The following is a 25,988-nucleotide window of genomic DNA, read 5'->3' as shown; positions in this document are numbered from 1 at the left end:
GCAGTCAGGGATAATTGCAACTGCCATCACTGCGCTTTATGGTTTTTGTTGCTTTGCATCAATCACCGGAATGCGCCACATAAAAATCAGCAAACAGGTCAATATGACCAGCAGCAGAACGCGCACCCACCACATCTTCACCAAATACAATGAAACGGCAAAGGTCAGCAGAATAACCACAATCGCGCGCGGCTTCGCACCCGGCGGCATAGCGCGGTATTGTTGCCAGTGGCGTAGATAGCCGCCAAACCACGAGCGATAAAGCAGCCAGTGGTGAAAACGCGGTGACGAGCGCGCAAAACACCACGCGGCCAACAGAATAAAGGGCGTGGTGGGTAACAGAGGCAAGAAGACACCGAGAGTGCCGAGCACTACCGCCAGCCAGCCAATGATGATTAAAATAATGCGTTGCATAGTGCTAATCGTTACAGGATGAGCGGCTAATGTATCATAATCGCCGCGAATTACAGGGGAAGAGCCATGAAAAGCGATGCGCTTTTACAGACGCTGGAACACCAGCTTGCACTATTGCGCCAACAGGCCGCGCCGCTGGCGCAGCATGCCACGGTCAGCGCCCGTTTCGATCGCCAGCTTTTTCAAACGCGCAGCACGCGGATGCAATCTTATCTGGATGAAACCGCCGCCAACCTGGCAGCATTACGCCATGCAGTTAAAGGCAATCATCTGCCGCAGGTGGCATGGCTGGCGGAGCACTTAACGGCGCAAATCGCCGCGTTAACGCGTGAAAGCGCGGTCTGGCCGCTGCGTCAGTGGGATCATTCTTCTCCTGCCATTACCCGCTGGCAGCGCCGCCGTTTGCAACATCAGGAGTATGAGCGCCGTCTGCTGGCAATGAAGCACGAGCGCGAGCAGCGTCTGGCTGCGGTCACGACGCTGGTTGAGCAGCAGCAGTTACATAAAGAAGTCGATGCCCTGGGCGCAAGGCTCACGCGCTGTCGCCAGGCGCTGGGCAATATTGAGAGCGTGCTGGCGCGCTTAACCCGCTAACCGAGGAGAGATGATGTCCCTGGAAAATGCCCCGGATGAGGTCAAGCTGGCCGTGGATCTGATTATGTTGCTGGAACAGCATGAAATCGCGCCTGAAGTCGTATTAAAGGCGCTGGAAATTGTGAAGCGGGATTACGAGAAGAAGCAGTTTTCTGCCCCTCTCCCCTGAGGAAGAGGGGCAAGCGTTTAGTTTGCTGCTGATGGCGTCGGATCGTCGCCTTTCAGTTCGCGTTTCACTTCGGTCACTTCATCGCCTTTGCCGTTGCGCAGATGAACTTCTAACTGGTTGAAGGCGATATTAATGTCATTGTCACGACACAATTGGTCGATGGTGCGGTTAAGTTCGTCCACCGTATAGCTGCGATCGCGCAGTTCACGCACATACAGGCGCAGTTCGTGATCCAGCGTACTCGGCCCGAAGGTGGTAAAGAAAACCGCCGGTTCGGGATCGTGCATCACTTTCGGGTGATCCATCGCCGCTTTTAGCAGCACGTTTTTCACTTTTTCCAGATCCGAACCGTAGGCTACGCCAAGGCGGATCACTACGCGGGTGATGGTATCGGACAACGACCAGTTGATCAGGCGCTCGGTGACGAACGCTTTGTTCGGGATGATCACCTCTTTGCGGTCAAAGTCGGTAATGGTCGTCGCACGGATACGGATTTTGCTGACCGTCCCGGAGAAAGTGCCGATGGTCACGGTATCGCCGATGCGCACCGGACGTTCGAACAGGATAATCAGGCCGGAAACGAAGTTACCGAAAATTTCCTGCAAGCCAAAACCCAGACCAACCGATAATGCCGCCGCCAGCCATTGCAGTTTGTCCCACGACACACCCAGTGAACCGAAGACCGTCAACGCGCCAACGGCAATGATGATGTAGTTCAAAATGGTCGTCACGGCATAGGATGAGCCCTGGCGCATATTGAGCCGTGAGAGCACCAGCACTTCCAGCAAACCGGGTAAGTTGCGAATCAACGCCCAGGCCACCACAAAAGCAATCACCGCAAACAGCAAGCTGCCGAGAGTGACGCTTTTCACAACCGCCGCACCGGCTTCGGTACCGTTGTAATGCCACAGGGTAATGCTGTCGAGATAGGCAAAAACGGTAATTAAATCAGACCAAATCGCCCAGAACACCACGCCAAACAGCGCCACCATCACCAGCATGGTGATACGCAAGGTCTGCTGGTTTACCTGTTCCAGCGCAATGGTCGGCTCTTCCTGCGGTTCAGCGCCTTCTGCGCCCTCTTTCACCATATTCTGTCGACGCGCCAGCGCACGGCGATAGGCGATACGACGTGCCGCCACGCTCAGACCACGCAGAACAGTCTGATAAAGCAGGTTCCAGATAATGACCAGATAAACCGTTTCAATCCAGCGCCCGGAGAGGCGCAGCGTGGTATAGAAATACCCGGTTGCGGTCAGCACCATTAATGCAATCGGCACAATCGCCAGCACCGTCACCGTCACCGTCACCAGGCGCATGCCGTGCGACTCTTTATCGCGCCAGCTTTCGCGAAACATCGGCCAGACCAGCGCGGTAATGACCAGCAGATTCAGCATGATGACAAACTGCCCCAGCACATCATCCATTAGATGCAGCGGGGAAAGCTCCGATACCACCGACCAGAAATGCAGCGGCAGCAATGCGAGGCTGACACGTACAATCTGACGCCGCCAGTGGCTGGTCAGTTGGGCAGGCATAGAAAAGTGGCTGACGGCAACGCCGTCTTTTTCCAGCACTTTCCAGCACAGGCCAAATACCAGCCAGAACAGCGCCAGTTTTTTACTGAACGCCCACAGCAGTTCGCTGATATTGAGCTGCATGGTAAGCAGGATCAGGCCGACGGCCAGAATCAGCAGGCACACCGGCAGCGCGCGGATAAGATCGATTAAGATTGCTTTTGGCGTATGTAACTGGCTGTCGCCACGTAACTGCCCCACCTGCGCGGCAAGCTTCGCCTGGTAATTTTTTAGCCAGCGCAAACGCCAGCGGATCACCCCGGCAATCAGTAACAGCGGCAAACCAGCAAGGAACGCAATGGCCACCGCAGGCCAGGCTTTTTCCCAGTTAACCGTAATCTTCGTGGCTTTAATCTGGTCATGCAGCGCTTTCGGGAAGGCTTTGATCCACTCCCAGTCCATCGGCTTGTTGCTGTTTACCCAGAAGATTTGCTGGGTCAGGATCTCTTGCAGGCTTTTTGAGACGCTCATTAACTGCTGCTGATTGACCTGCAAGTTAATCGCCATCATCAGTTGGTTGCCCAATTGTTTGTTCAACTGATCGAGCAATTCGCGGCGCATATCCACCACCTGTAGCAACGCGTCGTGAACCTCATCGTTCACTTCACTTTGATGACCCTCTTCCAGTTTGGCGACAAAGTTTTCATTCTGGAACAGCGCGTCACGTTGCTGGTTGATGTCGAACTGCTCAAGACGCAGATCCGCGATGCGGTTGGTCATGTCTTCCAGTTCATCTGCGGAGGGCAGCGTTTGTTGCTGCTGGTACAGAATGCGCGACAGCAGCAGGCTGCCTTTCAGAACGGAAATCTGCTCTTTAATATTGCGCTCTGACTGTAAAGCGCGATCGAGCCAGTTTTTCACTTTGATATTTTGCTGCACCAGCGCATTACCGCTTTCGGTGGCGGCAATCAGTTTCTCGCTCAACTGGTGGTTGATATCGAGTTCCTGTTTCACCAGCGGATTGGCCTGAATACGCGCCGTTTCATCCGGTGTGATGGCTTCCTGCGCGGTTTTTTCCGTCAATGTCAGGCGTTTACTGTTCACCGCTTCTTGCAGTAACTGCAACTGATGTTCGAGGCGATTGCTGTTTGCGGTGACGTAATCACGCTGCTTTTGCAAGGTATCCTGCAAGGTGGTATTCCCTTCCAGGCTTTTACGCAACTGCTCAATTTGAGCATTAAGCAAGGCCTGCTGGGCCTGCAATAGTGTTTGCTGCGTCGGGCGCAATGCCCCCTCGCCCGCTGCGGTGCCGTTCAGGCGGTTGCGGATTTGCTGCAACTGCTGCGAGGCGGTATACATCGCGTTCTGTACCCGCTCCGGCTGGGTCTGTAACGACACCAGTTGGCTGTTGTAGTTAGATAAATCGTTCTGCGAGGTTTGCAGATCTTCCAGCAGTTGCGAAACGCGGGATTCCAGCTGGCGCAATGAGAGCGTGGCCAGGGTTTTGCGGGTTTCGTCGTCGTTGTCTTTATCACTGAGCGCGTTGAGCGCATCCGTTGCCTGGCGCAGTTTGTCAGGTGCCTGCGCCACTTTTTGCTTCAGCAGCGCGGTCTCCTGTTTCACCCGTTCGATTTTATCGAGGGTGTCCAGCGTCTCGGTCAGATCCTGAATAACCAGTTTGTCCTGCGCGGAGTGATCTTTTTGCTTATTCAGTGCATCAAGCTGGCTTTGCACCTCGTTGCGCGACGGTAAATCACTGGTTGTCTGGGCCTGGGCGAGATTCCCCACCAGGCTTATAAAGATAAGAAACAGTGCGGCGGCAAATGCTGCGAACGTGTTTTGCGTGCGTAAGTTAGGCAACATAATTTGAGCGATCGTTTTCTGTACGGGAAAGGCGGCCGGGATAGCCACGCGCGAAGAATATCACTTACTTATGCAACTACCTAGAAGAGTGAGAGGCCTCCAGGAGAAATCCTGGCGGCCGGCATGTTATGCGCTGAGCGAAGGTTCCTCGCTGCGCAGGGTTGGGCATAATTGGCACATTTCCAGCAGGACAGCGACATAAGCACGCGCTTCTTTTTTAAGATCGAAGGATTGTGGCGCAAACAGCCAGTTTTCCATAATTCCAGAGACATAGGCGCGCATCAGCACGGCGACGCGGCGAGTGAGTAAATTGGCGGGCAGCATTTTCGCCTGGATGCATTCACTTAATGTCAGTTCGATGCGATCGTAACTTTCGAGACATAAGTCGCGCTGCGCTTCTTGCACCACGGCCATTTCGCCGACAAACTCACATTTGTGAAAGATTATCTCCATCATCAGGCGACGACGCTCGTCAACAACCGTTGCTTCAAGGACATAAACCAATATCTCTCTTAATACTGAGAGTGGATCGCCAGGGAATTTTGCCCGATACTCAAGCTCAAGATCGTCAATACTGGACTCTGACAGTTCCCAAATTTCACTAAACAAATCTGACTTGTTTTTGAAATGCCAGTAAATCGCGCCGCGAGTCACTCCTGCCGCCTGCGCAATTTCAGCCAGCGAAGTTGAAGAAACGCCCTGCCGGGAAAACAGCCGCATGGCGACATCAAGAATGTGTTGTCGCGTCTCAAGCGCCTGTTGTTTGGTTTTTCGTGCCATATGTTGGTGAATTTACAGGAGTCAGATTTACATACATTTGTGAATGTTTGTACCATAGCACGACCATAATATAAACGCAGCAATGGGTTTTAAGGCCTTTGATCCATTGATCAATTTGAAATCGGACACTCGAGGTTTACTTATGAACAAAAACAGAGGACTAACGCCTCTGGCGGTCGTTCTGATGCTTTCGGGCAGCTTAGCGCTTACAGGATGTGATGAAAAACCTGCGCAGCAGGGAGCAGGCCAGGTGCCAGAAGTTGGTGTGGTCACGGTCAAAGCGGAACCTCTGCAAATCACTACCGAACTGCCGGGCCGGACTACTGCATATCGCATTGCTGAAGTTCGCCCTCAGGTCAGCGGCATTATTTTAAAACGCAACTTCACCGAAGGGAGTGACGTTGAAGCGGGTGTCTCGCTCTATCAGATTGATCCAGCAACTTATCAGGCCGCTTACGACAGTGCCAAAGGCGACCTGGCCAAAGCGCAAGCTGCGGCGAATATCGCGCAGATGACCGTGAATCGTTATCAAAAACTGTTGGGCACCAAATACATCAGCCAACAAGATTACGACACGGCGCAAGCGGATGCTCAACAGGCGAATGCGTCCGTTATCGCAGCGAAAGCAGCTGTAGAAAGCGCACGCATCAACCTGGCTTACACCAAAGTCACTTCCCCTATTAGCGGCCGCACCGGTACGTCTACCGTCACGGAAGGCGCGCTGGTACAGAGCGGGCAAACGACTGCGCTCACTACCGTGCAGCAACTTGACCCGATCTACGTCGACGTTACCCAATCCAGCAATGATTTCCTGCGTCTGCAACAGGAGATGACCAACGGCACGCTGAAACAGGAAAACGGCAAAGCGAAAGTGGAGCTGGTGACCAATGACGGCATTCAATACTCGCAGGCGGGTACGCTTGAGTTTTCCGGCGTAACGGTTGACCAGACTACGGGTTCTATCACCCTGCGCGCGGTATTCCCGAACCCGGACCACACGCTGCTGCCGGGCATGTTCGTACGCGCCAAACTGGAAGAAGGGGTTAACCCGAACGCATTGCTGGTTCCGCAACAAGGCGTAACCCGGACACCGCGTGGCGACGCAACGGCTATGGTCGTAGGCGAAGGCGATAAAGTTGAAATCCGCAATATCACGACATCTCAGGCCATTGGCGATAAATGGCTGGTGACCGAGGGTCTGAAAACGGGCGATCGCGTGATCATTGAAGGGTTACAAAAAGTCAAACCTGGTGCGCAGGTCAAGGCCCAGGAAGTGACATCTGACAAAAAAGAGCAAGCCCAGGCCAACGGCCAGTCAGAGAAACCGAAGTCTTAACTTAAACAGGAGCCGTTAAGACATGGCTAAGTTTTTTATCGATCGCCCCATATTTGCGTGGGTTATCGCGATTATCATCATGCTGGCAGGGGCGCTATCGATCCTCAAATTGCCAGTGGCGCAGTATCCAACGATCGCGCCACCAGCAGTTCAGATCACGGCCTCCTACCCGGGTGCTGATGCGAAAACGGTGCAGGACACCGTGACGCAGGTTATCGAACAGAACATGAACGGTATCGATAACCTGCTTTACATGTCCTCCAACAGTGATTCCTCTGGTACGGTACAGATAACGATCACCTTTGATTCCGGTACCGATGCGGATATCGCGCAGGTCCAGGTGCAGAACAAACTGCAACTGGCTATGCCGCTGTTACCGCAGGAAGTGCAGCAACAAGGTGTGAGCGTTGAAAAATCATCCAGTAGCTTCCTGATGGTTCTCGGTATGATCAGTACCGATGGCTCGATGACGCAGGAAGATATCGCCGATTACGTAGGCGCGACCATTAAAGATCCGGTCAGCCGTACCTCAGGCGTGGGTGACGTTCAGCTGTTCGGTGCGCAGTATGCGATGCGTATCTGGATGGATCCGAACAAACTCAATAATTTCCAGCTAACGCCAGTTGACGTGATTGCGGCCATCAAAGCGCAGAACGCCCAGGTGGCAGCCGGTCAGTTAGGCGGCACACCGCCGGTGAAAGGGCAGCAGTTGAACGCTTCGATCATCGCGCAGACTCGTCTGACTTCGACCGAAGAGTTTGGCAAAATTCTGCTGAAAGTGAATGCAGATGGTTCGCAGGTTCGCCTGCGCGATGTGGCGAAGATTGAACTCGGTGGTGAAAACTACGACGTTATCGCGCGCTACAACGGCCAACCGGCTGCCGGTCTGGGGATTAAACTGGCGACCGGCGCGAACGCGCTTGATACTGCCGAAGCAGTACGCGCCACCATCGCTAACCTTGAGCCGTTCTTCCCGCACGGTTTGAAAGTGGTTTATCCGTACGACACCACGCCGTTCGTTAAGATTTCCATTAACGAAGTGGTGAAAACGCTGGTTGAAGCGATCGTGCTGGTATTCCTCGTAATGTACCTGTTCTTGCAGAACTTCCGCGCGACGCTGATCCCAACGATTGCGGTGCCGGTAGTGCTGATGGGTACTTTCGCCATACTCAACGCGTTTGGTTATTCCATAAACACCCTCACCATGTTCGGTATGGTGCTGGCGATAGGCCTGTTGGTGGATGACGCCATCGTGGTGGTGGAAAACGTCGAACGTGTGATGATGGAAGAGGGTCTACCGCCGAAAGAGGCAACCCGCCGTTCGATGGAGCAAATCCAGGGTGCGCTGGTCGGTATTGCGCTGGTGCTGTCAGCGGTATTTATCCCGATGGCTTTCTTCGGCGGTTCTACCGGTGCTATCTATCGCCAGTTCTCCATTACCATTGTTTCTGCGATGGTGCTGTCGGTGCTGGTGGCGTTGATCCTGACGCCAGCGCTGTGTGCTACCATGCTGAAACCGGTCGCTAAAGGTGATCACGGCGAAGGCAAAAAAGGCTTCTTCGGCTGGTTCAACCGCATGTTTGAAAAGAGCACGCACCATTACACCGACAGCGTAGGCAATATTCTGCGCAGCACCGGTCGTTATCTGCTGCTCTATATCATTATCGTTGTGGGGATGGCGGTGCTGTTTGTCCGTCTACCGAGTTCGTTCCTGCCTGACGAAGACCAGGGCGTATTTCTGACCATGGCCCAGTTGCCTGCGGGTGCGACGCAAGAGCGTACGCAGAAAGTGCTGGATGAAGTGACGAACTACTATCTGGAAAACGAAAAGGCGAACGTTAACTCCGTCTTTACCGTTAACGGCTTCGGCTTCTCCGGTCGCGGACAGAACACCGGTCTGGCGTTCATTTCGCTGAAAAACTGGGAAGATCGTGCGGGTGACGATAACAAAGTTCCGGCGATTGCGGGTCGTGCAAGTGCCCACTTCGCGCAGATTAAAGATGCGATGGTCTTCGCCTTTAACCTGCCGGCAATCGTTGAGCTGGGTACGGCAACCGGCTTTGACTTCCAGTTAATCGACCAGGCGAACCTGGGACATGACAAGTTAACCCAGGCGCGTAACCAGCTGTTTGGTGAAATCGCACAGCATCCGGATCTGCTGGTGGGCGTGCGTCCTAACGGTCTGGAAGATACGCCGCAGTTCAAGATCGATATCGATCAGGAAAAAGCGCAGGCGTTGGGTGTGTCGATTAGCGACATCAATACCACGCTGGGAGCAGCCTGGGGCGGCAGCTACGTTAACGACTTTATCGACCGTGGTCGCGTGAAGAAAGTGTACGTTATGTCGCAGGCGAAATACCGCATGTTGCCAAGCGATATCGGCAACTGGTATGTCCGCGCAAGCGATGGTCAGATGGTGCCGTTCTCGGCCTTCTCTACCACGCACTGGGAATATGGTTCTCCGCGTCTGGAACGTTACAACGGTCTGCCGTCGATGGAACTGCTGGGTCAGGCTGCACCGGGTCGCAGTACCGGTGAAGCGATGGATATGATGGAGCAACTGGCCAGCAAATTGCCTACCGGTATTGGTTATGACTGGACCGGCATGTCGTATCAGGAACGTCTCTCCGGCAACCAGGCTCCGGCCCTGTACGCGATTTCGCTGATTGTGGTCTTCCTCTGTCTGGCGGCGTTGTACGAGAGTTGGTCGATTCCGTTCTCAGTCATGCTGGTGGTGCCGCTGGGGGTTGTGGGTGCGCTGCTTGCAGCAACATTCCGCGGTTTGGGTAACGACGTTTACTTCCAGGTGGGCCTGCTGACAACCATTGGCTTGTCGGCGAAGAACGCGATACTTATCGTCGAATTCGCCAAAGATCTGATGGATAAAGAGGGCAAAGGGCTGATTGAAGCCACGCTTGAAGCCGTGCGTATGCGTCTGCGTCCGATTCTGATGACCTCACTGGCGTTTATCCTCGGGGTGCTGCCGCTGGTTATCAGCACCGGTGCCGGTTCCGGTGCGCAGAACGCCGTCGGTACAGGCGTAATGGGCGGGATGATCACCGCAACCGTGCTGGCCATCTTCTTTGTCCCGGTGTTCTTTGTGGTGGTTCGCCGCCGCTTTAGCCGCCGCAACGAAGATATTGAGCACAGCCATAAGGTTGAGCAACACTGATCTCGTCCCGATATAAGATATAAGGCCGCGTTAAGCGGCCTTTTTCTTTTCAACTCATCCGATGATTAAACCATTTATTGTTTATTCGTTTATTTTATGCTGCCTATATAAGGCATATAATCACTGTGTATTTAGAACGCGGCATTGATTCCAGGTAATAATCTTAATTTTATCCTGTTGTCAGTTTAAGTCAGAAAAATCCTGGTCGAAAAATATTCTCCAAACAAGAATAATCTATACTATGCTAACTTAATGAATCATAAGGCTGCGCAAGCATTAATGGACTCGCTTGAGACGCTTCGCATGTTTACTTTTGTCTACTAATTTGTCCATTTTCGGCAGGAAAAAACAATATTTGTAATTTTTCGTGATAGCTCAATGAAATCCCATTCAGACTGGCTTATAGTTATATCACGATCATAAATGAGCATATGTCTCTGGTCAGAGCAAAAGTTCCCATCCTGAATCAGCCTTTGGCTAGTAAAAAATTACCACTCAGAAGGGGATGCGTTATGGACGAATACTCGCCAAAAAGGCATGATATTGCGCAGCTCAAATTTCTCTGCGAATCGTTGCACCATGACTGCCTCGCTAACCTTGAAGAGAGCCATCATGGGTGGGTTAACGATCCGACTTCAGCAATCAATTTGCAGTTAAACGAGCTGATTGAACACATCGCGACTTTCGCGCTGAATTATAAAATTAAGTACAATGAAGATAATAAGTTGATTGAACTGATAGACGAATACCTCGACGACACGTTTATGTTGTTCAGTAGCTATGGCATTAATACATACGACTTACAGAAATGGCGCAAAACAGGTAACAAACTGTTCCGCAGTTTCGTCAATGTAAGCAAGGCTAATCCAGTCAGCCACTCTTGTTAATTTTTCAACACTAAGGTGAAGGTATGTCCGAAAAACCATTAACAAAAATTGATTATTTGATGCGTTTAAGACGCTGTCAGACAATTGATACACTCGAACGCGTAATAGAAAAAAATAAATATGAACTTCCTGACGAGGAACTTGCGGTGTTTTATTCAGCAGCCGATCATCGTCTGGCAGAACTGACCATGAATAAGCTCTATGACAAAATCCCCTCCTCCGTGTGGAAATTTGTTCGCTAATTCTTCTGAAATTCTATTTACGTTTTTTCTGCCACAGTACGTCGTTTAACAACCTCCGTGCCAGGTGTATTCAAACCCATGAATGAAGAAAAACAAAAAATGATTGCCGGTCTGCCCTATCGACCGGGTGATGAAACCTTGCGTGCCGATCGGCTGCGCGCCAGGCATTTGCTTCATCGCTATAACCATTCCAGCCCGGACGACAAAGCCGAACGCAAAGCGCTCCTCGCAGAACTGCTCGGGCAAAGTGAAGGCGCGTATATCGAACCCAGCTTCCGTTGTGATTACGGTTACAATATTTTTCTCGGCAAAGCGTTCTACGCCAATTTTGATTGCGTCATGCTCGACGTCTGCCCGATCCATATCGGCGATAACTGCATGCTCGCACCGGGCGTGCATATCTACACGGCAACTCACCCTGTGGATGCCACCGAACGCAATAGCGGCGTTGAATATGGTAAGCCGGTCACCATTGGTCACAATGTGTGGATTGGCGGGCGCGCGGTGATTAATCCGGGCGTGACCATTGGCGATAATGCGGTGATCGCATCCGGTGCGGTGGTGGTGAAAGATGTCCCGGCGAATGTTGTGGTAGGCGGCAACCCGGCGCGGGTCATTAAAACCCTGCCCGATAACACAGTGCAGTAACTGTTATCTTTTTTTGTGGCGGAACTGTTACTTTTTTCACATATAGTGGCAACTTAAAATAGCGTGTCCACCTGCAAAACAGTTCCAGCAAAGGCCTAAGATGACAGAAATACAGCGGCTGCTCACCGAAACAATTGAAGAGATTAACCAACGCGAAAAACGGGATAACCGTCCGCGTTTCAGCATCAGTTTTATTCGCAACCATCCGGGCCTGTTTGTCGGCATGTATCTGGCCTGGTTTGCAACCCTGGCGGTCATGCTGCAATCAGAAACCCTCATCGGCTCCGTCTGGCTGCTGGTGGTGCTGTTTATCGTCCTGAATGGCTTTTTCTTTTTTGATGTCTACCCGCGCTATCACTATGAAGATATCGACGTGCTTGATTTCCGCGTCTGCTACAACGGCGAATGGTACAACACGCGTTATGTGCCGTCAGGCTTGATCGACGCCATCCTTCATTCACCGCAGGTAGATGCAGAGCAGAAGGCGCAACTGCAAAAAATGATAGAGCGAAAAGGCGAGCTGTCGTTTTATGACGTCTTTACGCTCACTCGCCCCGCCGCTCAACAATCAGCCGTTTAGCGTCTTTTCTTTTTACCCTGCACCGCTTTAAAACGCGGGTTAGATTTACAGATCACATATAAACGCCCCTTGCGCTTGACGATTTGGCAGTCAGGGTGGCGTTGCTTTGCGCTGCGCAGAGAATTTAACACCTGCATGAGTTACTCCTTTTTATCACTAAAAAAACGGCCATAGCGCTGCTGGAAACGCGCTGCGCTACCTTCGTTAGCAATCACTTTCTGCTTGCCGGTGTAATGCGGGTGCGAAGCGGACGATACCTCGATAGTGACATAGGGATAAGTCACGCCTTCCAGTTCGATTTCGCGATCCGTTTTGATGGTCGAACCCACTTTGAAATATTCGTTAGCGCTGGTGTCGTGAAACACCACGGTGCGGTAGTACGGATGGATATCTGATTTCATAATTAACTCGATTGTTTTGTTATAACATAACAAAATTCTATCGGAGTTATTTCGACATTACAAGCGCCCCGCGTTATGCGTTTTTTGCAAAAGCACATGATCCTGCCCGGTCATAAATTAGAAAAAACCGTTATTGGTTCATTCATTGTGTGTCAGGCAAGCTACCTGAAATCACCAAAGAGGATAAAGCCATGCGTTGTTGTTGCCCCCAAACCCTGAGCCTGAACAGACGCCCTTTTTTGACCGTTTGCGGAGAAAACAATGAACGCCACCACATTACCGATCCTCGATCTCGCCCGTTATACCAACAACGCTGAACGCGCCGCTTTTCTTGCCGACCTGCGCCATGCCGCACGCGACATTGGCTTTTTTTACCTGGTGAATCACGGCGTCGATGACGCACTGCAATCTGCGGTTCAGCATGAAGCCCGCCGTTTTTTTGCCTTGTCTGATACGCAAAAACAGCAAGTGGCGATGATCCACTCGCCGCATTTTCGCGGTTACAACCGCGCGGCCTCGGAAATCACCCGTGGGCAACCCGACTGGCGCGAACAGTTTGATATCGGCGCTGAGCGCCCGACGTTACTGCTGAGCGACAGCGATCCCCGCTGGCGGCGCTTACAGGGGCCAAACCTGTGGCCGGACGCCCTGCCAACGCTAAAACCTGTCCTGCTCGCCTGGCAACGCGCGATGACATCAATGGCTCTGACACTGCTGCGCGCCTTTGCCGAAGCGCTGCATCTGTCCGCCGATGCCTTTGATGCGCTGTATGGCGAAAAACCTAACGAGCATATCAAGCTGATCCGCTATCCCGGCCAGCAAACCACGCAGAGTACGCAAGGCGTTGGCGCACATAAAGATTCCGGCTTACTCAGCTTCTTATTGCAGGACGAGCAAAAAGGTTTGCAGGTGGAAGTTAAACCGGGTCGCTGGCTTGATGCCACCCCGCTCGCTGGCAGTTTTGTGGTCAATATTGGCGAATTGCTGGAGCTGGCAACCAACGGCTATTTACGCGCCACGGTTCACCGCGTGGTTTCTCCTCCCGCCGGGCAGCAGCGGCTCTCCATTGCGTTCTTCCTCGGCGCACAGCTTGATGCCGTTGTGCCTGTCTACACCCTTCCGGCAGAACTGGCGCAAGACGCGCACGGGCCGGAAAGCGATCCGCAAAACCCATTACTGCGCGATGTCGGCTGGAACTACCTGAAAGGACGCCTGCGCTCCCATCCGGACGTGGCGGAACGCTATTACCGCGATGTGCTGCGTAACTACACTGAGCAATTGATCGTCTGACCATAACAACACAGGAAAAACATCATGAAACATGCCGCTTTGACTCTGGCAGGGGTAGCACTGTCTCTTTCACTGGCCTCAATGTCCGCGCAAGCCCAGGCGCTACGCGTGGCCGCCGACCCGGTTCCGCATGCGGAGATCCTTAACTACATCAAGAAAATCGACCCAAAACTGGATCTGCACGTTGTTGAGCTCACCAGCGGCGCAAATGCCAATGAATTACTGGCAAATGGCGATGTGGACGCCAACTATTTCCGCATGTGCCGTATCTGAAAGATCAGGAAAAAGCGCTGGGCAAAACCTTTGCCGTAGCAGCAACGGTGCATATCGAACCGCTCGGGATCTACTCGCACAAATAGCCAAAGATGCGCTGCGCTAATCATAATCCGTACGCCAATATTCTGGTCACCAACCCGCAGCTTGCTAACGATCCGCGGATCAAAGAACTGGCGAAAGATCTGACCTCGCCGCAGGTCGCGGAGTTTATCCGCAAGCAATATAACGGCTCGGTGATCCCGGTCGCGCCGCAGTCATGATTGAGATTGAAGGGCTGAGCAAACACTACGCCGGAGCAGGCCAACCGGCGTTAAACGCGGTGTCGCTGAGCGTACCGAAAGGGGCGATTTACGGCATTCTCGGGCGCAGCGGTGCGGGCAAAAGTACGCTGATCCGCTGCCTTAACTTGCTGGAGCGGCCCACTGCGGGCCGCATCATCGTGAACGGCAACGACATTACCCAACTGGATAAAGCCGCCTTGCGCGCGCATCGCCTGCGCGTCGGCATTGCCCGCGCGCTGGCGACAAAGCCGGATGTGCTGCTGTGCGATGAAGCCACCAGCGCGCTGGATCCAGAAACCACCGCCTCGGTGCTCGAACTGCTGGTCGATATCAACCAGAAACTGCAACTGACCATCGTGCTGATTACCCACGAGCTTGAAGTGGTGAAAACGCTCTGCGATCACGCTGCTCTGCTGGAAAACGGCGAGCTGATTGGTCTGCCGGTCGGCGTGTTGTTGTTTATTTCCCGTGGCAACGGGCTGGCACCGATGCCAAAACTTAATGCGCTGCTCGGCGCGGTGATTAATTTTGGCCGCTCGCTACCGTTTATCGTGCTGTTGATTGCGCTAATCCCCTTTACCCGCCTGCTGATTGGCACCACCCTGGGCAGTACCGCCGCGGTCGTTCCGGTCACCATCGGCGCGTTTCCGTTCTTCGCGCGGCTGACGGAAAACGCGCTGGATGAAGTGGATTACGGGCGCATTGAGGCCATTTTGTCGATGGGCGGCAATCTCTGGCATGTGATTGGCAAAGCGCTGCTGCCCGAAGCGCTCCCTTCCCTGCTGGCGAGTATTACGCTGACCATTGTGATGTTGATTGGCTTCTCATCGATGGCTGGTGTTATCGGCGGCGGCGGTCTGGGCGATTTAGCAATTCGCTACGGTTACCAGCGCTTTAATGATCAAATCATGGCAGGCACGGTGGTGATTCTGGTGGCGCTGGTACAAGGGGTGCAAATGGCGGGCGATCGTCTGGTGCGCCGCCTGGCGCACCGACGTTAATTTATTCCTGCGTCTCTTTTGCCACCAACAAAGTGGTGAGGATAAATGACAGCACCAGCGCAATCGCTACGCCGGAGACGGCAAAGATAAAGTACGGGCCAATATAGGCGGGCAAGCTGAAAATGCTCGACAAAATATAGCCATACAGCCGCACGCCAAAGAAGGCGATAAAGGCCGAGGCCAGGGAACTGGCGACGGTGGCGGCGATAAACGCTTTTTTGTAGCGCGTCAGTACGCCAAACAGTGCCGGTTCCGTAATGCCCAGCAGCGCAGAGATCGCCGCCGAGAGCGTCACGGTTTTATCCTGCCGATTTTTGCTGATACGCCAGACAGCAAACGTCGCCCCGGCAATCGCCATATTGGCCATAAACATCATCGGCATCAGCATGTCATAACCGCGGTCGCTGAAGTTTTGCAGCGCAATCGGCGTCATGGCGTGGTGCATACCGGTGAGGATCGCCACCGGGCGAATTGCGCCGACCACCAACCCGGCAAAGCTGGCGGAAATACCAAATAACCCTTCAATAAACAGCGCCAACCCTTTGCCGAGCCAGATACCAATCGGGCCAATAATCACCAGTGCCGCCAGCGCGCCAAGAAACAACGTCAGCGTCGGGGTAAAAACGGTTTTCAGCACATCCGGCATGATGCGATCAACCCAGCGATGAATAAAGCTGAGCGCCAGCACCGAGAAGATCACCGGAATCACGCTGGCGGAGTAGTTAAATACCGACACCGGGATGGCGTTCAGCAGCCAGATAGCGCTGACCGCCCCTTCCTGATGGGTTGCCAGCGCTTTTGCCGCCTCAATCAGCGAAGGGTACATCAGGCAAGCAGCCACCGCTGCCGCCAGGTATTCATTGGTCTTGAATATTTTTGCCGCCGAAACCGCAAGGAAAAACGGCAGAAAATAGAACACGCCGCTGGCAATCAAGTCGATAACCATCACCGTATCACTTTTCGCCGACACCACTTGTAAGGCGATAAGACCGGCGAGCAACCCTTTGATCATCCCGGCCCCGGCAATGGCGGGCACAATCGGCCCAAACACACCGGAAACGGTATCCATAAACAGCGACACCAGGCTTTTGCGCGTCTTCCCCTGCTCTGCGGGCGCAGCGTGGGTTTGCCCCAGCATGGCAAGCAGTTGCTCGTACCAGGTTTCCACCTGCGGGCCAATCACAATCTGGAATTGATCGCTTTGCAGTTGCGCGCCCAACACGCCCGGCAATTTTTTGATTTCACCCTGTTCGACTTTATCGTCGTCAATTAGTGAGAAACGTAAGCGCGTCATGCAGTGCCAGACATTATGAATATTATCCCGCCCGCCAACCAGGCGAATAATATTGCTGATGGCTTCTTGCGTCCCCATAAAAACTCCTGCCGGATGTGTTGTCGTTTTAATCATTGCCATCAAGGGTAGATAAATGCGTTACGCAAAACAAACCAATAAAATATGAAACCCGTCACAATTTACCGTCACAAAGCATACCAAAGGGCGTCAAATCTTAAATTGGTATGCTTTTTAATTAAAAACAAAGGCAATAACTGACCAAAAATTTTATTCCAAAAAAGCGTTTACCTTTCGCCAAAATTAGGGCGAAGATAATAGCCATTCCTCGTTTATATCCCGCTGTAAGGAGTTTCTGTGACGCCAACGCTTATTCAGAATATCGACTGTTTTATTACCCGCCCCGATCGCCACAACCTGGTGGTGGTGCGCGTAACAACGGATAAAGGCGTGACGGGGCACGGCTGCGCGACCTTTCAGCAGCGGCCGCTGGCGGTAAAAACGCTGGTCGATGAGTACCTGAAACCGCTGTTGATCGGCCGCGATGCCAACCATATTGAAGACCTGTGGCAAATGATGAACGTCAACGCCTACTGGCGTAACGGCCCGATCATGAATAACGCCATGTCCGGCATCGATATGGCGCTGTGGGATATTAAAGGCCAGTTGGCGAATATGCCGCTCTACCAGTTACTCGGCGGGAAATCCCGCGATGCCATCGCCGCCTACAGTCATGCCAGCGGCGAAACGCTGGCGGAGTTGTTTACCTCAGTCGATGCTCTGATTACACAAGGTTATCGCCATATTCGCTGCCAGCTCGGTTTTTATGGCGGCACGCCCGCGCAGCTGCATACGCCGGAAAACCCAACCTCTGGCACCTATTTCGATCAGCAGGCATATATGCGCAACACTGTGGCGATGTTTAAAGCCCTGCGCGAAAAATATGACGATGAGCTACACATTCTGCACGATGTCCACGAACGCCTCTTCCCGCAGCAGGCGGTGCAACTGGCGAAACAACTGGAGGCGTACCAGCCCTACTTTATCGAAGATATTCTCCCGCCGTCGCAAAGCGCGTGGCTGGAGCAGGTGCGCCAGCACAGCAGCGCGCCGCTGGCAATGGGCGAGCTGTTTAATAACCCGGCTGAATGGCACGATCTCATTGTTAACCGCCGTATCGATTTTATCCGCTGCCATATTTCGCAAATTGGCGGTATTACGCCCGCGCTCAAGCTGGCTGTTCTCTGCCAGGCATTCGGTGTGCGGCTGGCGTGGCACGGGCCTGGGGATATGACGCCGATTGGTGTGGCGGTGAATACACATCTTAATATTCATCTGCATAACGCGGCGATTCAGGAGTACATTGCGCGCTCAGCCAGCACCGATGCTGTTTTCCCCGGCGCTCCGGTTGTTAAAGCGGGTTTTGTCTATGCGTCGGAGAAACCGGGTATTGGCGTCGGTTTTGATGAGGCGCAGGCGCGAGCGTTTCCCGGCATTTATCGCCCGCATGAATGGACGCAAAGCCGTCTTGCCGACGGCACAATGCATACGCCGTAACTTAACTGCCGCCCTGGCGGAAAGTCAGGTTTTCGCGGTTATGCGGGATCACATAGGTGCAGGTATAGTTGATATCAATAATGTCGCTTATCTCATACACCTGCCCGCCTTCAAGAATGCCGCGGTTACTGATATGCATCGCCGGGCTGCCCTTTTTACAGCCCAGTAGCGCCGCCTGCTCGCGGCTGACATTTACCGCGCGGTAGGTGGTGAGCAGGTGAGAAATCCGGTAGCCCTTGCTTAACACATACTGCTGTAACGAACGCTCGATTACCTGCTGATTAAGGTCGGCAAAACCGTCCACCGGCATGCGGGAAATCTCAATTTGTACCGCCTGTTCGTCAACAAAACGCAGACGGCAAAACTGCCAGATAAAGCTCTCTGCATGCAGGCCAAAGATCTGTTGTTCATCCCTGTCCGGGCGCTTTTTATGCAGGCTTATCATGCGAAAACGGATCTGATCAAACCGCTTTTCGGTGATCGAGTTGTAGACCAGCGGATTGTTGCGCGCCTGTTCGTTAATCCAGATGCCGGATCCTTGCACAATGCGCACCACGCCGATGCTGGCCAGTTTTTCCAGCGCCTGGCGGATGGTAAAACGCGAAACGCCATACTCCTGCGCCAGTTGTCGTTCTGGAGGAAGTTTGCGCGGGCCGGGCGCGTCGATTTGATAAATTTTGCTTAGCAAATCCTGCGTGACGAACTCTTTTTTCTTCATTCATCAATCCCGAAAGAAAACAACCATTGCCGCGTGTTATAACATCAGCCGGGTAAAGATACTCTACGTTTATCAGTATCAAAGAAGGATTTTTGGTGATGACCAACCGACGATTGGTGAGCCTGATTACCGCCGTTCTGGCACTGGCTGTTATTTTGCCACTGGCCTTGAGCATCTGGCTGACACACCGCCTGGCTGAAGAAACATTTATGAATGGCCTGCAAAGGTACGCCGCCCTAGCCAGCATGCGCACCCAGCGCGTGGTAAATCAGAGCAAAGCGGCGCTGCGCGAACTGGACAGTTACCGTGGCACGCCCTGTACGCCAGCGCATTTGCTGACAATGCGCCGCATCTCGTATTCCTGGCGCTATGTCCGCGACGTTTTTTATCTCAATGGCCAACAGCCGCTGTGCTCTTCCCTGACCGCCGACACCCCTGTTCCCCCGTTTCAACAGGCTGAACAAATCACCGCCGACGGATTTAACGCGTGGTTAATGCGCCATAACGAACTGGGCTTCTCGCAATACATGGTAGCCATCGGCAGCGAACATCATGCGGTGGTTGTCGATCCGCAATCCTTTATTGATGTGGTGTCGTTTAGCACCTCGCCGAAAAACGTGGCACTAATCAGCCTCAAAACCCACTTGCGGATCGCGAGTAACACCGGCCTGTCACCGCAGATACTGGCGCAAATCACGCCCGACGGGCCGACAACAATCGTGGACGAAGGAATGGCGTATGTTGTCCAGCGCGACATCGGGATGGGGCTGGCGATCGTCACCTGGGCGCCGCTCGCCCTGCTGGAGAAAAGCTGGCACCACCTGCTGATGATCTGGCTGCCGCTCAGCCTGATAATCAGCGTGCTTATCGCCGTTGCGCTGCTGCGGGTCTTGCGCCGCCTGCAATCGCCGCACGCGCAGTTGCAGGATGCTATTCAGCGGCGCGAAATTACCGTTTTTTATCAACCGATTGTCGCGCTGGGAAGCGGGCAGATGGTCGGTGCCGAGGCGCTGGCACGCTGGCAGCAAAAAGATGGCAGTTGGCTGGCCCCGGACACGTTTATTCCGCTGGCGGTGCACAGAGGATTGATGCCGCAACTGACCAGGCTGGTGGTTGAGACCGTGTTTGCCACCATGGGGCCGTGGTTACAACGCCACCCGGAACAACATATCTCCATTAACCTTGAGCCTTCTGATCTGCTCGATCCGGCGCTGCCCGCCCTGCTGGCGCGGTTACTTGCCGAGTGGCAACTTTCGCCTGCGCAAATCGCCCTTGAAATCACCGAACGTGGTTTTGCCGATCCGGCGGTTAGCGGCCCGGCCATCGCCACACTGCGCGCGGCGGGACACGCTATCTATATCGATGATTTTGGTACCGGCTATTGCAGCCTGAGCTATTTGCAAAACCTGGACGTCGACATCATCAAAATCGATAAATCCTTTGTCGATGCGCTGGAGCACAAAACCGTGACGCCACACATTATCGACATGGCAAAAGCGCTGCGCTTAGCGATGGTCGCTGAAGGCATCGAAACCGAAGGCCAGGTGCAGTGGTTAACCCATTACGGCGTGGAATATGGTCAGGGCTGGCTGTACAGCAAAGCGTTGCCGCCTGACGAGTTTGTGCGTTGGGCAGAAAATAACCTGCGCGAAGTTTGCTACGGTTAGAAAAGGTTCAACACGCGGAGGACGCATAATGAAAAAGCAATCCTGGCCGCTGCACGATGTCCGTCACTGGCTGGAGCCTGGCCCGGTGGTGCTCATCAGCAGCCACTGGCAAGGGCAAAATAATATTATGACCTTAGGTTGGCACACCATTCTGGAGTTCTCGCCGTCGCTTATCGGCTGCATGATTTCTGCTGGCAACGCCAGTTTTGAGCGCATCCGGCAAAGCGGCGAGTGCGTGATTAATCTGCCGGAGGCAAGCATGGTCGACACCGTCGCGCGGATTGGTAATTGCACCGGCATTGATGTCGATAAGTTTGCCGAATTTGGCCTGACCGCAGAGAAAAGCGAAAAAATCACCGCGCCGTCGATCAAAGAGTGTTTCGGCCAGTTTGAGTGCCGGATTTATGACGACGCGATGGTGAAAAACTACAACTTCTTTATTTTTGAAGTGGTTGCCGCGCGGGTCAACCCCCAACCCGAATGGCCGCAAACCTTGCACTACACCGGCGATGGCGTATTCCGCACCGATGGGGAGGTTATTGAGCGCAAGACGCTGTTCACCAAAGTCTCCTGACGCTCTCAGGCCTGCCGCCAACAGAAGCGATAACGCACCGTTTCCTCCGTGAGGATAAACTCCGGCGAAACGCCTGGGCTCCAGGAGTCATCACCGCCGACGCCCATATGAAACGCGTCCAGATGCAGCCAGCATCCGGCTTCTTCACGCAGCAGGTGGTGGTGCGTTGTTTCCCTTAATTGCGTGTCGCTATAACGCCCGAGCGAGAAATGGAATTTTCCGTCGAGGCGATGTGTGCCGTAACGCAGCGAGCGCGTATCGCAGCGCAGGCCATTTTCACCGGGGAAAATGTACGGCGTATGCAGCGCGTCAAGAGGTTGCGTCCATAACCCCTGACGCGCCGCCAGTTTGCGATCCGGGTAGTTTTCATGCGGCCCAAGACCGAGCCAGCTTACTTGCGCATTCACCCCGGCTAACTGGCAAACTAGCCCGATCCGTGCCGGGGAGGGAATATCTGTCGCTATCTGCACCTCGATATCGCCCTGCAAGGTTCCTTCGCTGTCGATACGCCAGATTTTATGGCTGATAAAACCGGTTTTGCCTGCGCCCAGCCAGCGATGAGCGGTGTGAATTTCAATTTCGTGGGTGTGCTCCTGCGCCTCGCACCAGAGCAATTCCGCTTGCAGATCGTACATTCCTGCCGCCTTCCAGCGCTCTACCCAGGCGTTGGGATCGATGCGCGTCACTTCGCTGATACCGATGTCGTTATCCAGCGGCGCACGGGCAAAGCAGTCCGTTACGGGCGTTAGCAGGGTCGGTTGATCATCACGCCACCACTGCACCAGGTGGCCGCTGCGCCGGCAAAACTGCCAGCGCTGGTTATGCAGGCTCACCACATACGCCTGCTCGCTTTCCTGCAATGCCGGGCGAACCCCCTGCGCCGTACGCGGGGCAACAAAGAGCGGGCTGGGTAAACGCCACTGATCCCAGGCGCAGAGGTGATTGTCCGGCGACCAGCGTGTCGCCGCGCGTTGGTAAACCTCGACGTTCAGCCAGACTTCACCGGGTACTGCGGAAAATTCAGGCAAGGTCAGTTCAATACGCTGTTTACCCTGCGGAGCAATCGCCAGCACGACCTCGCCCTGCGCCAGCAACTCGCCATCGCGCTCAACGCGCCAGCGCAACAGTTCATTATCGCTACTGCGAAACAAATATTCGCTCTGCGCTTCAATCACCAGCGGCGTGGTGCTGAGCAGGCTGAACTGGAAAAACTGCTGGGCGCGCTGGGCTTCATATAAAGCCGGATGCGGCGTGCGATCCGGGAATACCAGCCCGTTCATACAAAACTGCCGGTCGTTTGGCGTGTCGCCAAAATCACCGCCATAGGCCCAGAATGTCTGCCCGTGCGCATCGGTTTTGCTCAATGCCTGATCAACCCAGTCCCAGACAAAACCGCCTTGCAGACGCGGAGCCGCGCGAAACGCTTCCCAGTATTTAGCGAAACCACCAAAACTGTTGCCCATCGCATGGGCGTATTCGCACAAAATCAGCGGGCGGGATTCCTCCGGCAGGCCGATCCATTTTTTAATCGACCATTTCGGCACCGCCGGAAAAGGCTGATCCTGATCGACGCGGGCATACATCGGGCAGACGATATCCGTCGCTGCGGTATTGGCCCCGCCGCCTTCGTACTGCACCGGGCGCGTGGAATCGGTAGTCTTCAGCCAGCGATAAAGCGCGTCGTGATTTGCACCATGCCCGGATTCATTACCCAGCGACCAGATGATGACCGACGGATGGTTGCGATCGCGCTGCACCATGCGCGTGACGCGCTCACTCATCGCCGCAAACCAGCGCGGATCGTCTGCTAAACGGCTCATCGGCACCATGCCGTGGGTTTCAATATTGGCCTCGTCCACCACATACAGCCCGTACTGGTCACACAGGCGATACCACAAAGGATGGTTGGGATAATGCGAGCAACGCACGGCATTGAAATTGTGCTGTTTCATCAGTTCGATATCGCGGCGCATCGTCGCTTCATCAACCACCTGGCCGGTTTGCGGATGATGTTCATGACGGTTCACGCCGCGGATGAGCAGCGGTTTGCCGTTCAGTTTCAATAAACCGTTACTGATTTCAACGTTGCGGAAACCAACGTCGCAAGCCTCCACTTCCAGCAGCCGATCCTGCGCATCCCGCAGGGTTAAGGTCAGGCGGTATAAATGCGGCGTTTCCGCACTCCACAATGCCGGAGCGGCAATCGGCATCGTAATGCTCAGACGTTCCGCCCAGTTGCCGCGTTCATCCACCACCTCGCTGCCCGGCGACTGCTCCGCCGTTGCCACCTTTTCACCGTTGCGCCACAAAGCAGCGTTGAGGCGGCAACCGGCAAATTCCCCCGCCAGTTGTACATTTAGCTGCAACTGAGCGTGGGTCAATTCCGCGTTGAGATCGGTAGTGAAATGGTAATCGGCAATCTGCGTGGTGGGCTTATGTTGTAACGAGACATCGCGGAAGATACCGCTCATGCGCCACATATCCTGATCTTCCAGATAGCTGCCGTCGCACCAGCGCAGCACCATCACCGCCAGGCGGTTTGTGCCGGGTTTCAGTACCGCGCTCAGGTCGAACTCCGCCGGTAAACGGCTATCCTGCGAATAACCAATCCACTGGCCGTTGCACCACAGATAAAACGCCGCGTTAACGCCATCAAACACAATGCGCGTTTGCCCCTGCGCCAGCGCCGCGTCACTCATTTCAAATGTGAGCGAGTAACAACCGGTCGGGTTTTCCTGTGGGACAAACGGCGGATTAACCGGGATCGGGTAGGTTACGTTGGTATAAATCGGCGTATCAAAACCCTGCATCTGCCAGTTTGACGGAACCGGCATATCAACAGCGTCTGCGCAATCCGTCTCAAGCCAGCTTTCCGGCACCGCCTCCGGTGACGCAAAAAAGTTAAAACGCCAGATACCATTCAGCAGGCGATACGACGGCGATGGCGCATCATCACGGGCGCTCGTTTCGTCACGCCAGCTACGCATCGGGGCATGAGCCGCTAAGCGATGCCAGTGGGTAAGAACCGGGTTTTCCCAGTCGCGGCGGGAGAGTAACGAACCTAATGCGCAGGACATAATAACCTCTTTTGTTTTATTGCCGCGTTTTCCAGGCGACGACGGTTTTTAAGCAGTATACCCGGTTCACGGTCCGCTGCCTGTGAGCGCCTCACGAAAGCGGCGTTGTGATTTTGACTGGCGAGGAGAGGTTATTGGGCAGAAAAAAGAAATCACGGCGAGCCATAAGTGGCTCGCCGCAAACATCATCCATAATGGGGTTTTGAGATGGTATGTTTTTTATTATCAAACCATCATCACAGTTTTGCTTGCAATTAAAATGAAAGTTTCATGACAAACAGATTACTGCTGGCGGGGAATTGGAAAACCTTTTAATGAAATAATAAAGCTGTTCCCTTCTTTTTTAATTTTCGCGCCAGCGTCGCACCAATCCGATGCAATGCGAAAGAACTCATCCGTGCCGATATTCCAGTCCAGACGTACTTGTTTGACAAAGCCTGAACGCAACATCTCGCAGGCTTCACAGTAGCTATGGGCTGTTGATAGCAGTTGTTGGTTCATTTTTTCTTCTTCAGAAGTTTGCGTAGTGCCTTGATTTCTTTAGACGTAAACGGAGCGGTGCTCTCTTCTTCAGTATGCTGATTATCAATGTCTTCTTCCGATACGCCCGCCTCTTCTACCGCTTCGAACGCCAGCAGTAGCAGTTTCTGTGTTGCCGTACCTAAATTATCATTGTTCACTTCGGCGTAATGACGAAGTTTCTCTTTTAGCGCTTCATCAATTTTTACGTTTAATACAGCACTGGTCATGATTATCCCTTCTGGTGTGAATAAACACGCTAATTAATACACGAACTTAAGAAGTCGATCCACAAATATATTTCAAAAATATAACAACGTAAAATACCCCACAATTAATCTGCCTTAAAAATATGACAAAAAGATTAAATTAATATTTCAATTAAATGACAAATTAATATTAAAGATAAGAAAGTACTTATTTGGAGAAAAATAATCGGCAGCCGGAAAGGCCGCCGCACATTCTAGCTGATGGGTTTGACTTGCGATTCAGGCTTTAGTCGTGGCTTATGGCGAAACCACGGCAGGCAAAGCTGGATCAGTGGGCCAATGGTTAACGCATACAGCACGGTGCCGATACCAAATGTCCCGCCGAGGAGCCAGCCAATCAGCAGCACCGACAGCTCGATAGCCGTGCGAATACTGCGCACCGACCAGCCGGTACGCGCGTGAACCCCGGTCATCAGCCCGTCGCGCGGCCCGGCACCAAAACCTGCGCCAATATACATGCCGGTAGCAATGGCATTCACCACCACGGCGCACACCAGCAACACACTGCGACCAGCCAGCGCATCAAGGGTTGGGATCACCGACAGCGCCGCGTCGGCGGCAAGACCAATCACCACCACATTGCTGAACGTGCCAAGCCCTGGCCGCTGGCGCAGCGGGATCCAGAAGAGTAACACCAGCGCGCCGGTGACGATCATCACCGTGCCGATATCCCACGACAGCAATTTCGCCACACCAAGATGAAACACGTTCCACGGATCGGCGCCCAGATCTGCACGGACAAACATCGCGGTAGAAACACCGTACAGGGCTAAGCCCACATAAAGTTGCAGCAATCGACGTAGCATTCTTCTTCTCCGGTTGGGCAGGCTTTCATCATTACCGCAAATGGACTTATGATTAATGT

At 53.5% G+C, this 25,988-nt stretch carries 23 protein-coding genes and 3 pseudogenes; 15 read left to right on the top strand and 11 right to left on the bottom strand.

All coding sequences use genetic code 11. The features are described 5' to 3' along the window. Positions 1-36: 36 nt before the first annotated feature. Positions 37-414 (bottom strand): DUF454 family protein, encoded by a 378-nt coding sequence (locus Q5705_10000; protein ID WLI78843.1) that lies wholly within the window; start codon positions 412-414, stop codon positions 37-39. Positions 415-480: 66 nt separating this feature from the next. On the opposite strand from Q5705_10000, the gene priC reads away from it, so the two are divergent. Then, the gene (gene priC, locus Q5705_09995; GenBank protein WLI78842.1) at positions 481-1,008 is read left to right on the top strand and encodes a primosomal replication protein N''; all 528 of its coding nucleotides are present in this window, start codon (positions 481-483) and stop codon (positions 1,006-1,008) included. A gap of 13 nt (positions 1,009-1,021) precedes the next feature. Then, positions 1,022-1,177, top strand: coding sequence for a pleiotropic regulatory protein RsmS (gene rsmS, locus Q5705_09990; protein ID WLI78841.1), 156 nt, complete (start codon positions 1,022-1,024; stop codon positions 1,175-1,177). Positions 1,178-1,194: 17 nt separating this feature from the next. On the opposite strand, the gene mscK is transcribed toward rsmS, so the two are convergent. Together mscK and acrR are read right to left on the bottom strand one after the other, a co-directional pair. After that, positions 1,195-4,557, bottom strand: coding sequence for a mechanosensitive channel MscK (gene mscK / locus Q5705_09985; GenBank protein WLI78840.1), 3,363 nt, complete (start codon positions 4,555-4,557; stop codon positions 1,195-1,197). 126 nt (positions 4,558-4,683) lie between these two features. Next, entirely contained in the window at positions 4,684-5,337 is a 654-nt protein-coding gene (gene acrR / locus Q5705_09980; protein WLI78839.1) for a multidrug efflux transporter transcriptional repressor AcrR, read from the bottom strand. A 142-nt stretch (positions 5,338-5,479) separates the two neighbouring features. On the opposite strand from acrR, the gene acrA reads away from it, so the two are divergent. The 6 genes from acrA to Q5705_09950 all read left to right on the top strand — a co-directional run bounded on the left by acrA (position 5,480) and on the right by Q5705_09950 (position 12,202). Then, positions 5,480-6,673 carry a multidrug efflux RND transporter periplasmic adaptor subunit AcrA gene (gene acrA / locus Q5705_09975; protein WLI78838.1) on the top strand — a complete coding sequence of 398 codons (1,194 nt, stop codon included), beginning with the start codon at positions 5,480-5,482 and terminating at the stop codon, positions 6,671-6,673. Between the two features lie 22 nt (positions 6,674-6,695). Beyond that, on the top strand, positions 6,696-9,845 hold the full coding sequence (gene acrB, locus Q5705_09970) for a multidrug efflux RND transporter permease subunit AcrB (GenBank protein WLI78837.1): 3,150 nt from the start codon (positions 6,696-6,698) through the stop codon (positions 9,843-9,845). A 512-nt stretch (positions 9,846-10,357) separates the two neighbouring features. Next, positions 10,358-10,732 (top strand): Hha toxicity modulator TomB, encoded by a 375-nt coding sequence (tomB, locus tag Q5705_09965; GenBank protein ID WLI78836.1) that lies wholly within the window; start codon positions 10,358-10,360, stop codon positions 10,730-10,732. 23 nt (positions 10,733-10,755) lie between these two features. Continuing rightward, positions 10,756-10,974: an HHA domain-containing protein gene (locus Q5705_09960; protein ID WLI78835.1), complete on the top strand. Its 219-nt coding sequence runs from the start codon at positions 10,756-10,758 to the stop codon at positions 10,972-10,974. Between the two features lie 78 nt (positions 10,975-11,052). Further along, complete coding sequence (maa, locus tag Q5705_09955; protein ID WLI78834.1) at positions 11,053-11,622, top strand: maltose O-acetyltransferase; 570 nt, start codon at positions 11,053-11,055, stop codon at positions 11,620-11,622. Positions 11,623-11,722: 100 nt separating this feature from the next. Beyond that, on the top strand, positions 11,723-12,202 hold the full coding sequence (locus tag Q5705_09950; GenBank protein WLI78833.1) for a YlaC family protein: 480 nt from the start codon (positions 11,723-11,725) through the stop codon (positions 12,200-12,202). Here the strand turns inward: Q5705_09950 and ykgO are convergent. Further along, a complete protein-coding gene (gene ykgO, locus Q5705_09945) occupies positions 12,199-12,339 on the bottom strand; it encodes a type B 50S ribosomal protein L36 (protein ID WLI78832.1) in 141 nt (46 codons plus the stop codon). The genes Q5705_09950 and ykgO overlap by 4 nt on opposite strands. Before the next feature lie 3 nt (positions 12,340-12,342). Continuing rightward, on the bottom strand, positions 12,343-12,603 hold the full coding sequence (locus Q5705_09940; GenBank protein ID WLI78831.1) for a type B 50S ribosomal protein L31: 261 nt from the start codon (positions 12,601-12,603) through the stop codon (positions 12,343-12,345). 261 nt (positions 12,604-12,864) lie between these two features. Between Q5705_09940 and Q5705_09935 the strand changes: the two genes are divergently transcribed. The 4 genes and pseudogenes from Q5705_09935 (at position 12,865) to Q5705_09920 (ending at position 15,451) form a co-directional block, all read left to right on the top strand. Beyond that, positions 12,865-13,893 carry an isopenicillin N synthase family oxygenase gene (locus tag Q5705_09935; GenBank protein ID WLI78830.1) on the top strand — a complete coding sequence of 343 codons (1,029 nt, stop codon included), beginning with the start codon at positions 12,865-12,867 and terminating at the stop codon, positions 13,891-13,893. A gap of 24 nt (positions 13,894-13,917) precedes the next feature. Further along, positions 13,918-14,429: pseudogene (locus Q5705_09930) on the top strand (MetQ/NlpA family ABC transporter substrate-binding protein). After that, positions 14,426-14,641, top strand: a pseudogene (locus Q5705_09925) (ATP-binding cassette domain-containing protein). Before Q5705_09930 ends, Q5705_09925 begins: the two co-directional pseudogenes overlap by 4 nt. A 237-nt stretch (positions 14,642-14,878) precedes the next feature. Then, positions 14,879-15,451, top strand: a pseudogene (locus Q5705_09920) (methionine ABC transporter permease). 1 nt (position 15,452) lies between these two features. Here the strand turns inward: Q5705_09920 and Q5705_09915 are convergent. After that, positions 15,453-16,823, bottom strand: a complete 1,371-nt coding sequence (locus Q5705_09915) for a PTS transporter subunit EIIC (GenBank protein WLI78829.1) — start codon at positions 16,821-16,823, stop codon at positions 15,453-15,455. A gap of 276 nt (positions 16,824-17,099) precedes the next feature. Between Q5705_09915 and Q5705_09910 the strand changes: the two genes are divergently transcribed. Next, positions 17,100-18,299, top strand: a complete 1,200-nt coding sequence (locus tag Q5705_09910; GenBank protein WLI78828.1) for an enolase C-terminal domain-like protein — start codon at positions 17,100-17,102, stop codon at positions 18,297-18,299. Position 18,300: 1 nt separating this feature from the next. On the opposite strand, the gene Q5705_09905 is transcribed toward Q5705_09910, so the two are convergent. After that, positions 18,301-19,017, bottom strand: coding sequence for a GntR family transcriptional regulator (locus Q5705_09905; protein WLI78827.1), 717 nt, complete (start codon positions 19,015-19,017; stop codon positions 18,301-18,303). A 98-nt stretch (positions 19,018-19,115) separates the two neighbouring features. On the opposite strand from Q5705_09905, the gene Q5705_09900 reads away from it, so the two are divergent. After that, positions 19,116-20,684: an EAL domain-containing protein gene (locus Q5705_09900; protein ID WLI78826.1), complete on the top strand. Its 1,569-nt coding sequence runs from the start codon at positions 19,116-19,118 to the stop codon at positions 20,682-20,684. 28 nt (positions 20,685-20,712) lie between these two features. Beyond that, positions 20,713-21,258 (top strand): flavin reductase family protein, encoded by a 546-nt coding sequence (locus Q5705_09895; GenBank protein WLI78825.1) that lies wholly within the window; start codon positions 20,713-20,715, stop codon positions 21,256-21,258. A 5-nt stretch (positions 21,259-21,263) separates the two neighbouring features. On the opposite strand, the gene Q5705_09890 is transcribed toward Q5705_09895, so the two are convergent. From Q5705_09890 to Q5705_09875, 4 genes are all read right to left on the bottom strand, one after another. Further along, a complete protein-coding gene (locus tag Q5705_09890; protein WLI78824.1) occupies positions 21,264-24,335 on the bottom strand; it encodes a beta-galactosidase in 3,072 nt (1,023 codons plus the stop codon). Positions 24,336-24,617: 282 nt separating this feature from the next. Continuing rightward, the gene (locus tag Q5705_09885; GenBank protein WLI78823.1) at positions 24,618-24,836 is read right to left on the bottom strand and encodes a hypothetical protein; all 219 of its coding nucleotides are present in this window, start codon (positions 24,834-24,836) and stop codon (positions 24,618-24,620) included. After that, complete coding sequence (locus Q5705_09880; protein WLI78822.1) at positions 24,833-25,084, bottom strand: hypothetical protein; 252 nt, start codon at positions 25,082-25,084, stop codon at positions 24,833-24,835. Before Q5705_09880 ends, Q5705_09885 begins: the two co-directional genes overlap by 4 nt. 233 nt (positions 25,085-25,317) lie before the next feature. Then, positions 25,318-25,929 carry a hypothetical protein gene (locus tag Q5705_09875; GenBank protein ID WLI78821.1) on the bottom strand — a complete coding sequence of 204 codons (612 nt, stop codon included), beginning with the start codon at positions 25,927-25,929 and terminating at the stop codon, positions 25,318-25,320. Between the last annotated feature and the right edge of the window lie 59 nt (positions 25,930-25,988).

The organism is Kosakonia sp. H02 (assembly GCA_030704225.1).
Lineage (GTDB): Bacteria > Pseudomonadota > Gammaproteobacteria > Enterobacterales > Enterobacteriaceae > Kosakonia.
This window is presented reverse-complemented; position numbering and strand designations above follow the sequence as displayed.

Excerpts from the sequence above, each read along its gene's own strand:
- Q5705_09960 (WLI78835.1), top strand. The coding sequence starts at position 10,756 with ATGTCCGAAAAACCATTAACAAAAATTGATTATTTGATGCGTTTAAGA.
- acrR (WLI78839.1), bottom strand. The coding sequence starts at position 5,337 with ATGGCACGAAAAACCAAACAACAGGCGCTTGAGACGCGACAACACATT.
- priC (WLI78842.1), top strand. The coding sequence starts at position 481 with ATGAAAAGCGATGCGCTTTTACAGACGCTGGAACACCAGCTTGCACTA.
- ykgO (WLI78832.1), bottom strand. The coding sequence starts at position 12,339 with ATGCAGGTGTTAAATTCTCTGCGCAGCGCAAAGCAACGCCACCCTGAC.
- rsmS (WLI78841.1), top strand. The coding sequence starts at position 1,022 with ATGTCCCTGGAAAATGCCCCGGATGAGGTCAAGCTGGCCGTGGATCTG.
- Q5705_09905 (WLI78827.1), bottom strand. The coding sequence starts at position 19,017 with ATGAAGAAAAAAGAGTTCGTCACGCAGGATTTGCTAAGCAAAATTTAT.
- Q5705_09895 (WLI78825.1), top strand. The coding sequence starts at position 20,713 with ATGAAAAAGCAATCCTGGCCGCTGCACGATGTCCGTCACTGGCTGGAG.
- Q5705_09875 (WLI78821.1), bottom strand. The coding sequence starts at position 25,929 with ATGCTACGTCGATTGCTGCAACTTTATGTGGGCTTAGCCCTGTACGGT.
- mscK (WLI78840.1), bottom strand. The coding sequence starts at position 4,557 with ATGTTGCCTAACTTACGCACGCAAAACACGTTCGCAGCATTTGCCGCC.
- Q5705_09915 (WLI78829.1), bottom strand. The coding sequence starts at position 16,823 with ATGGGGACGCAAGAAGCCATCAGCAATATTATTCGCCTGGTTGGCGGG.
- maa (WLI78834.1), top strand. The coding sequence starts at position 11,053 with ATGAATGAAGAAAAACAAAAAATGATTGCCGGTCTGCCCTATCGACCG.
- Q5705_09890 (WLI78824.1), bottom strand. The coding sequence starts at position 24,335 with ATGTCCTGCGCATTAGGTTCGTTACTCTCCCGCCGCGACTGGGAAAAC.
- Q5705_09940 (WLI78831.1), bottom strand. The coding sequence starts at position 12,603 with ATGAAATCAGATATCCATCCGTACTACCGCACCGTGGTGTTTCACGAC.
- Q5705_09935 (WLI78830.1), top strand. The coding sequence starts at position 12,865 with ATGAACGCCACCACATTACCGATCCTCGATCTCGCCCGTTATACCAAC.
- Q5705_10000 (WLI78843.1), bottom strand. The coding sequence starts at position 414 with ATGCAACGCATTATTTTAATCATCATTGGCTGGCTGGCGGTAGTGCTC.
- Q5705_09885 (WLI78823.1), bottom strand. The coding sequence starts at position 24,836 with ATGAACCAACAACTGCTATCAACAGCCCATAGCTACTGTGAAGCCTGC.
- Q5705_09950 (WLI78833.1), top strand. The coding sequence starts at position 11,723 with ATGACAGAAATACAGCGGCTGCTCACCGAAACAATTGAAGAGATTAAC.
- Q5705_09880 (WLI78822.1), bottom strand. The coding sequence starts at position 25,084 with ATGACCAGTGCTGTATTAAACGTAAAAATTGATGAAGCGCTAAAAGAG.
- Q5705_09900 (WLI78826.1), top strand. The coding sequence starts at position 19,116 with ATGACCAACCGACGATTGGTGAGCCTGATTACCGCCGTTCTGGCACTG.
- acrA (WLI78838.1), top strand. The coding sequence starts at position 5,480 with ATGAACAAAAACAGAGGACTAACGCCTCTGGCGGTCGTTCTGATGCTT.
- tomB (WLI78836.1), top strand. The coding sequence starts at position 10,358 with ATGGACGAATACTCGCCAAAAAGGCATGATATTGCGCAGCTCAAATTT.
- acrB (WLI78837.1), top strand. The coding sequence starts at position 6,696 with ATGGCTAAGTTTTTTATCGATCGCCCCATATTTGCGTGGGTTATCGCG.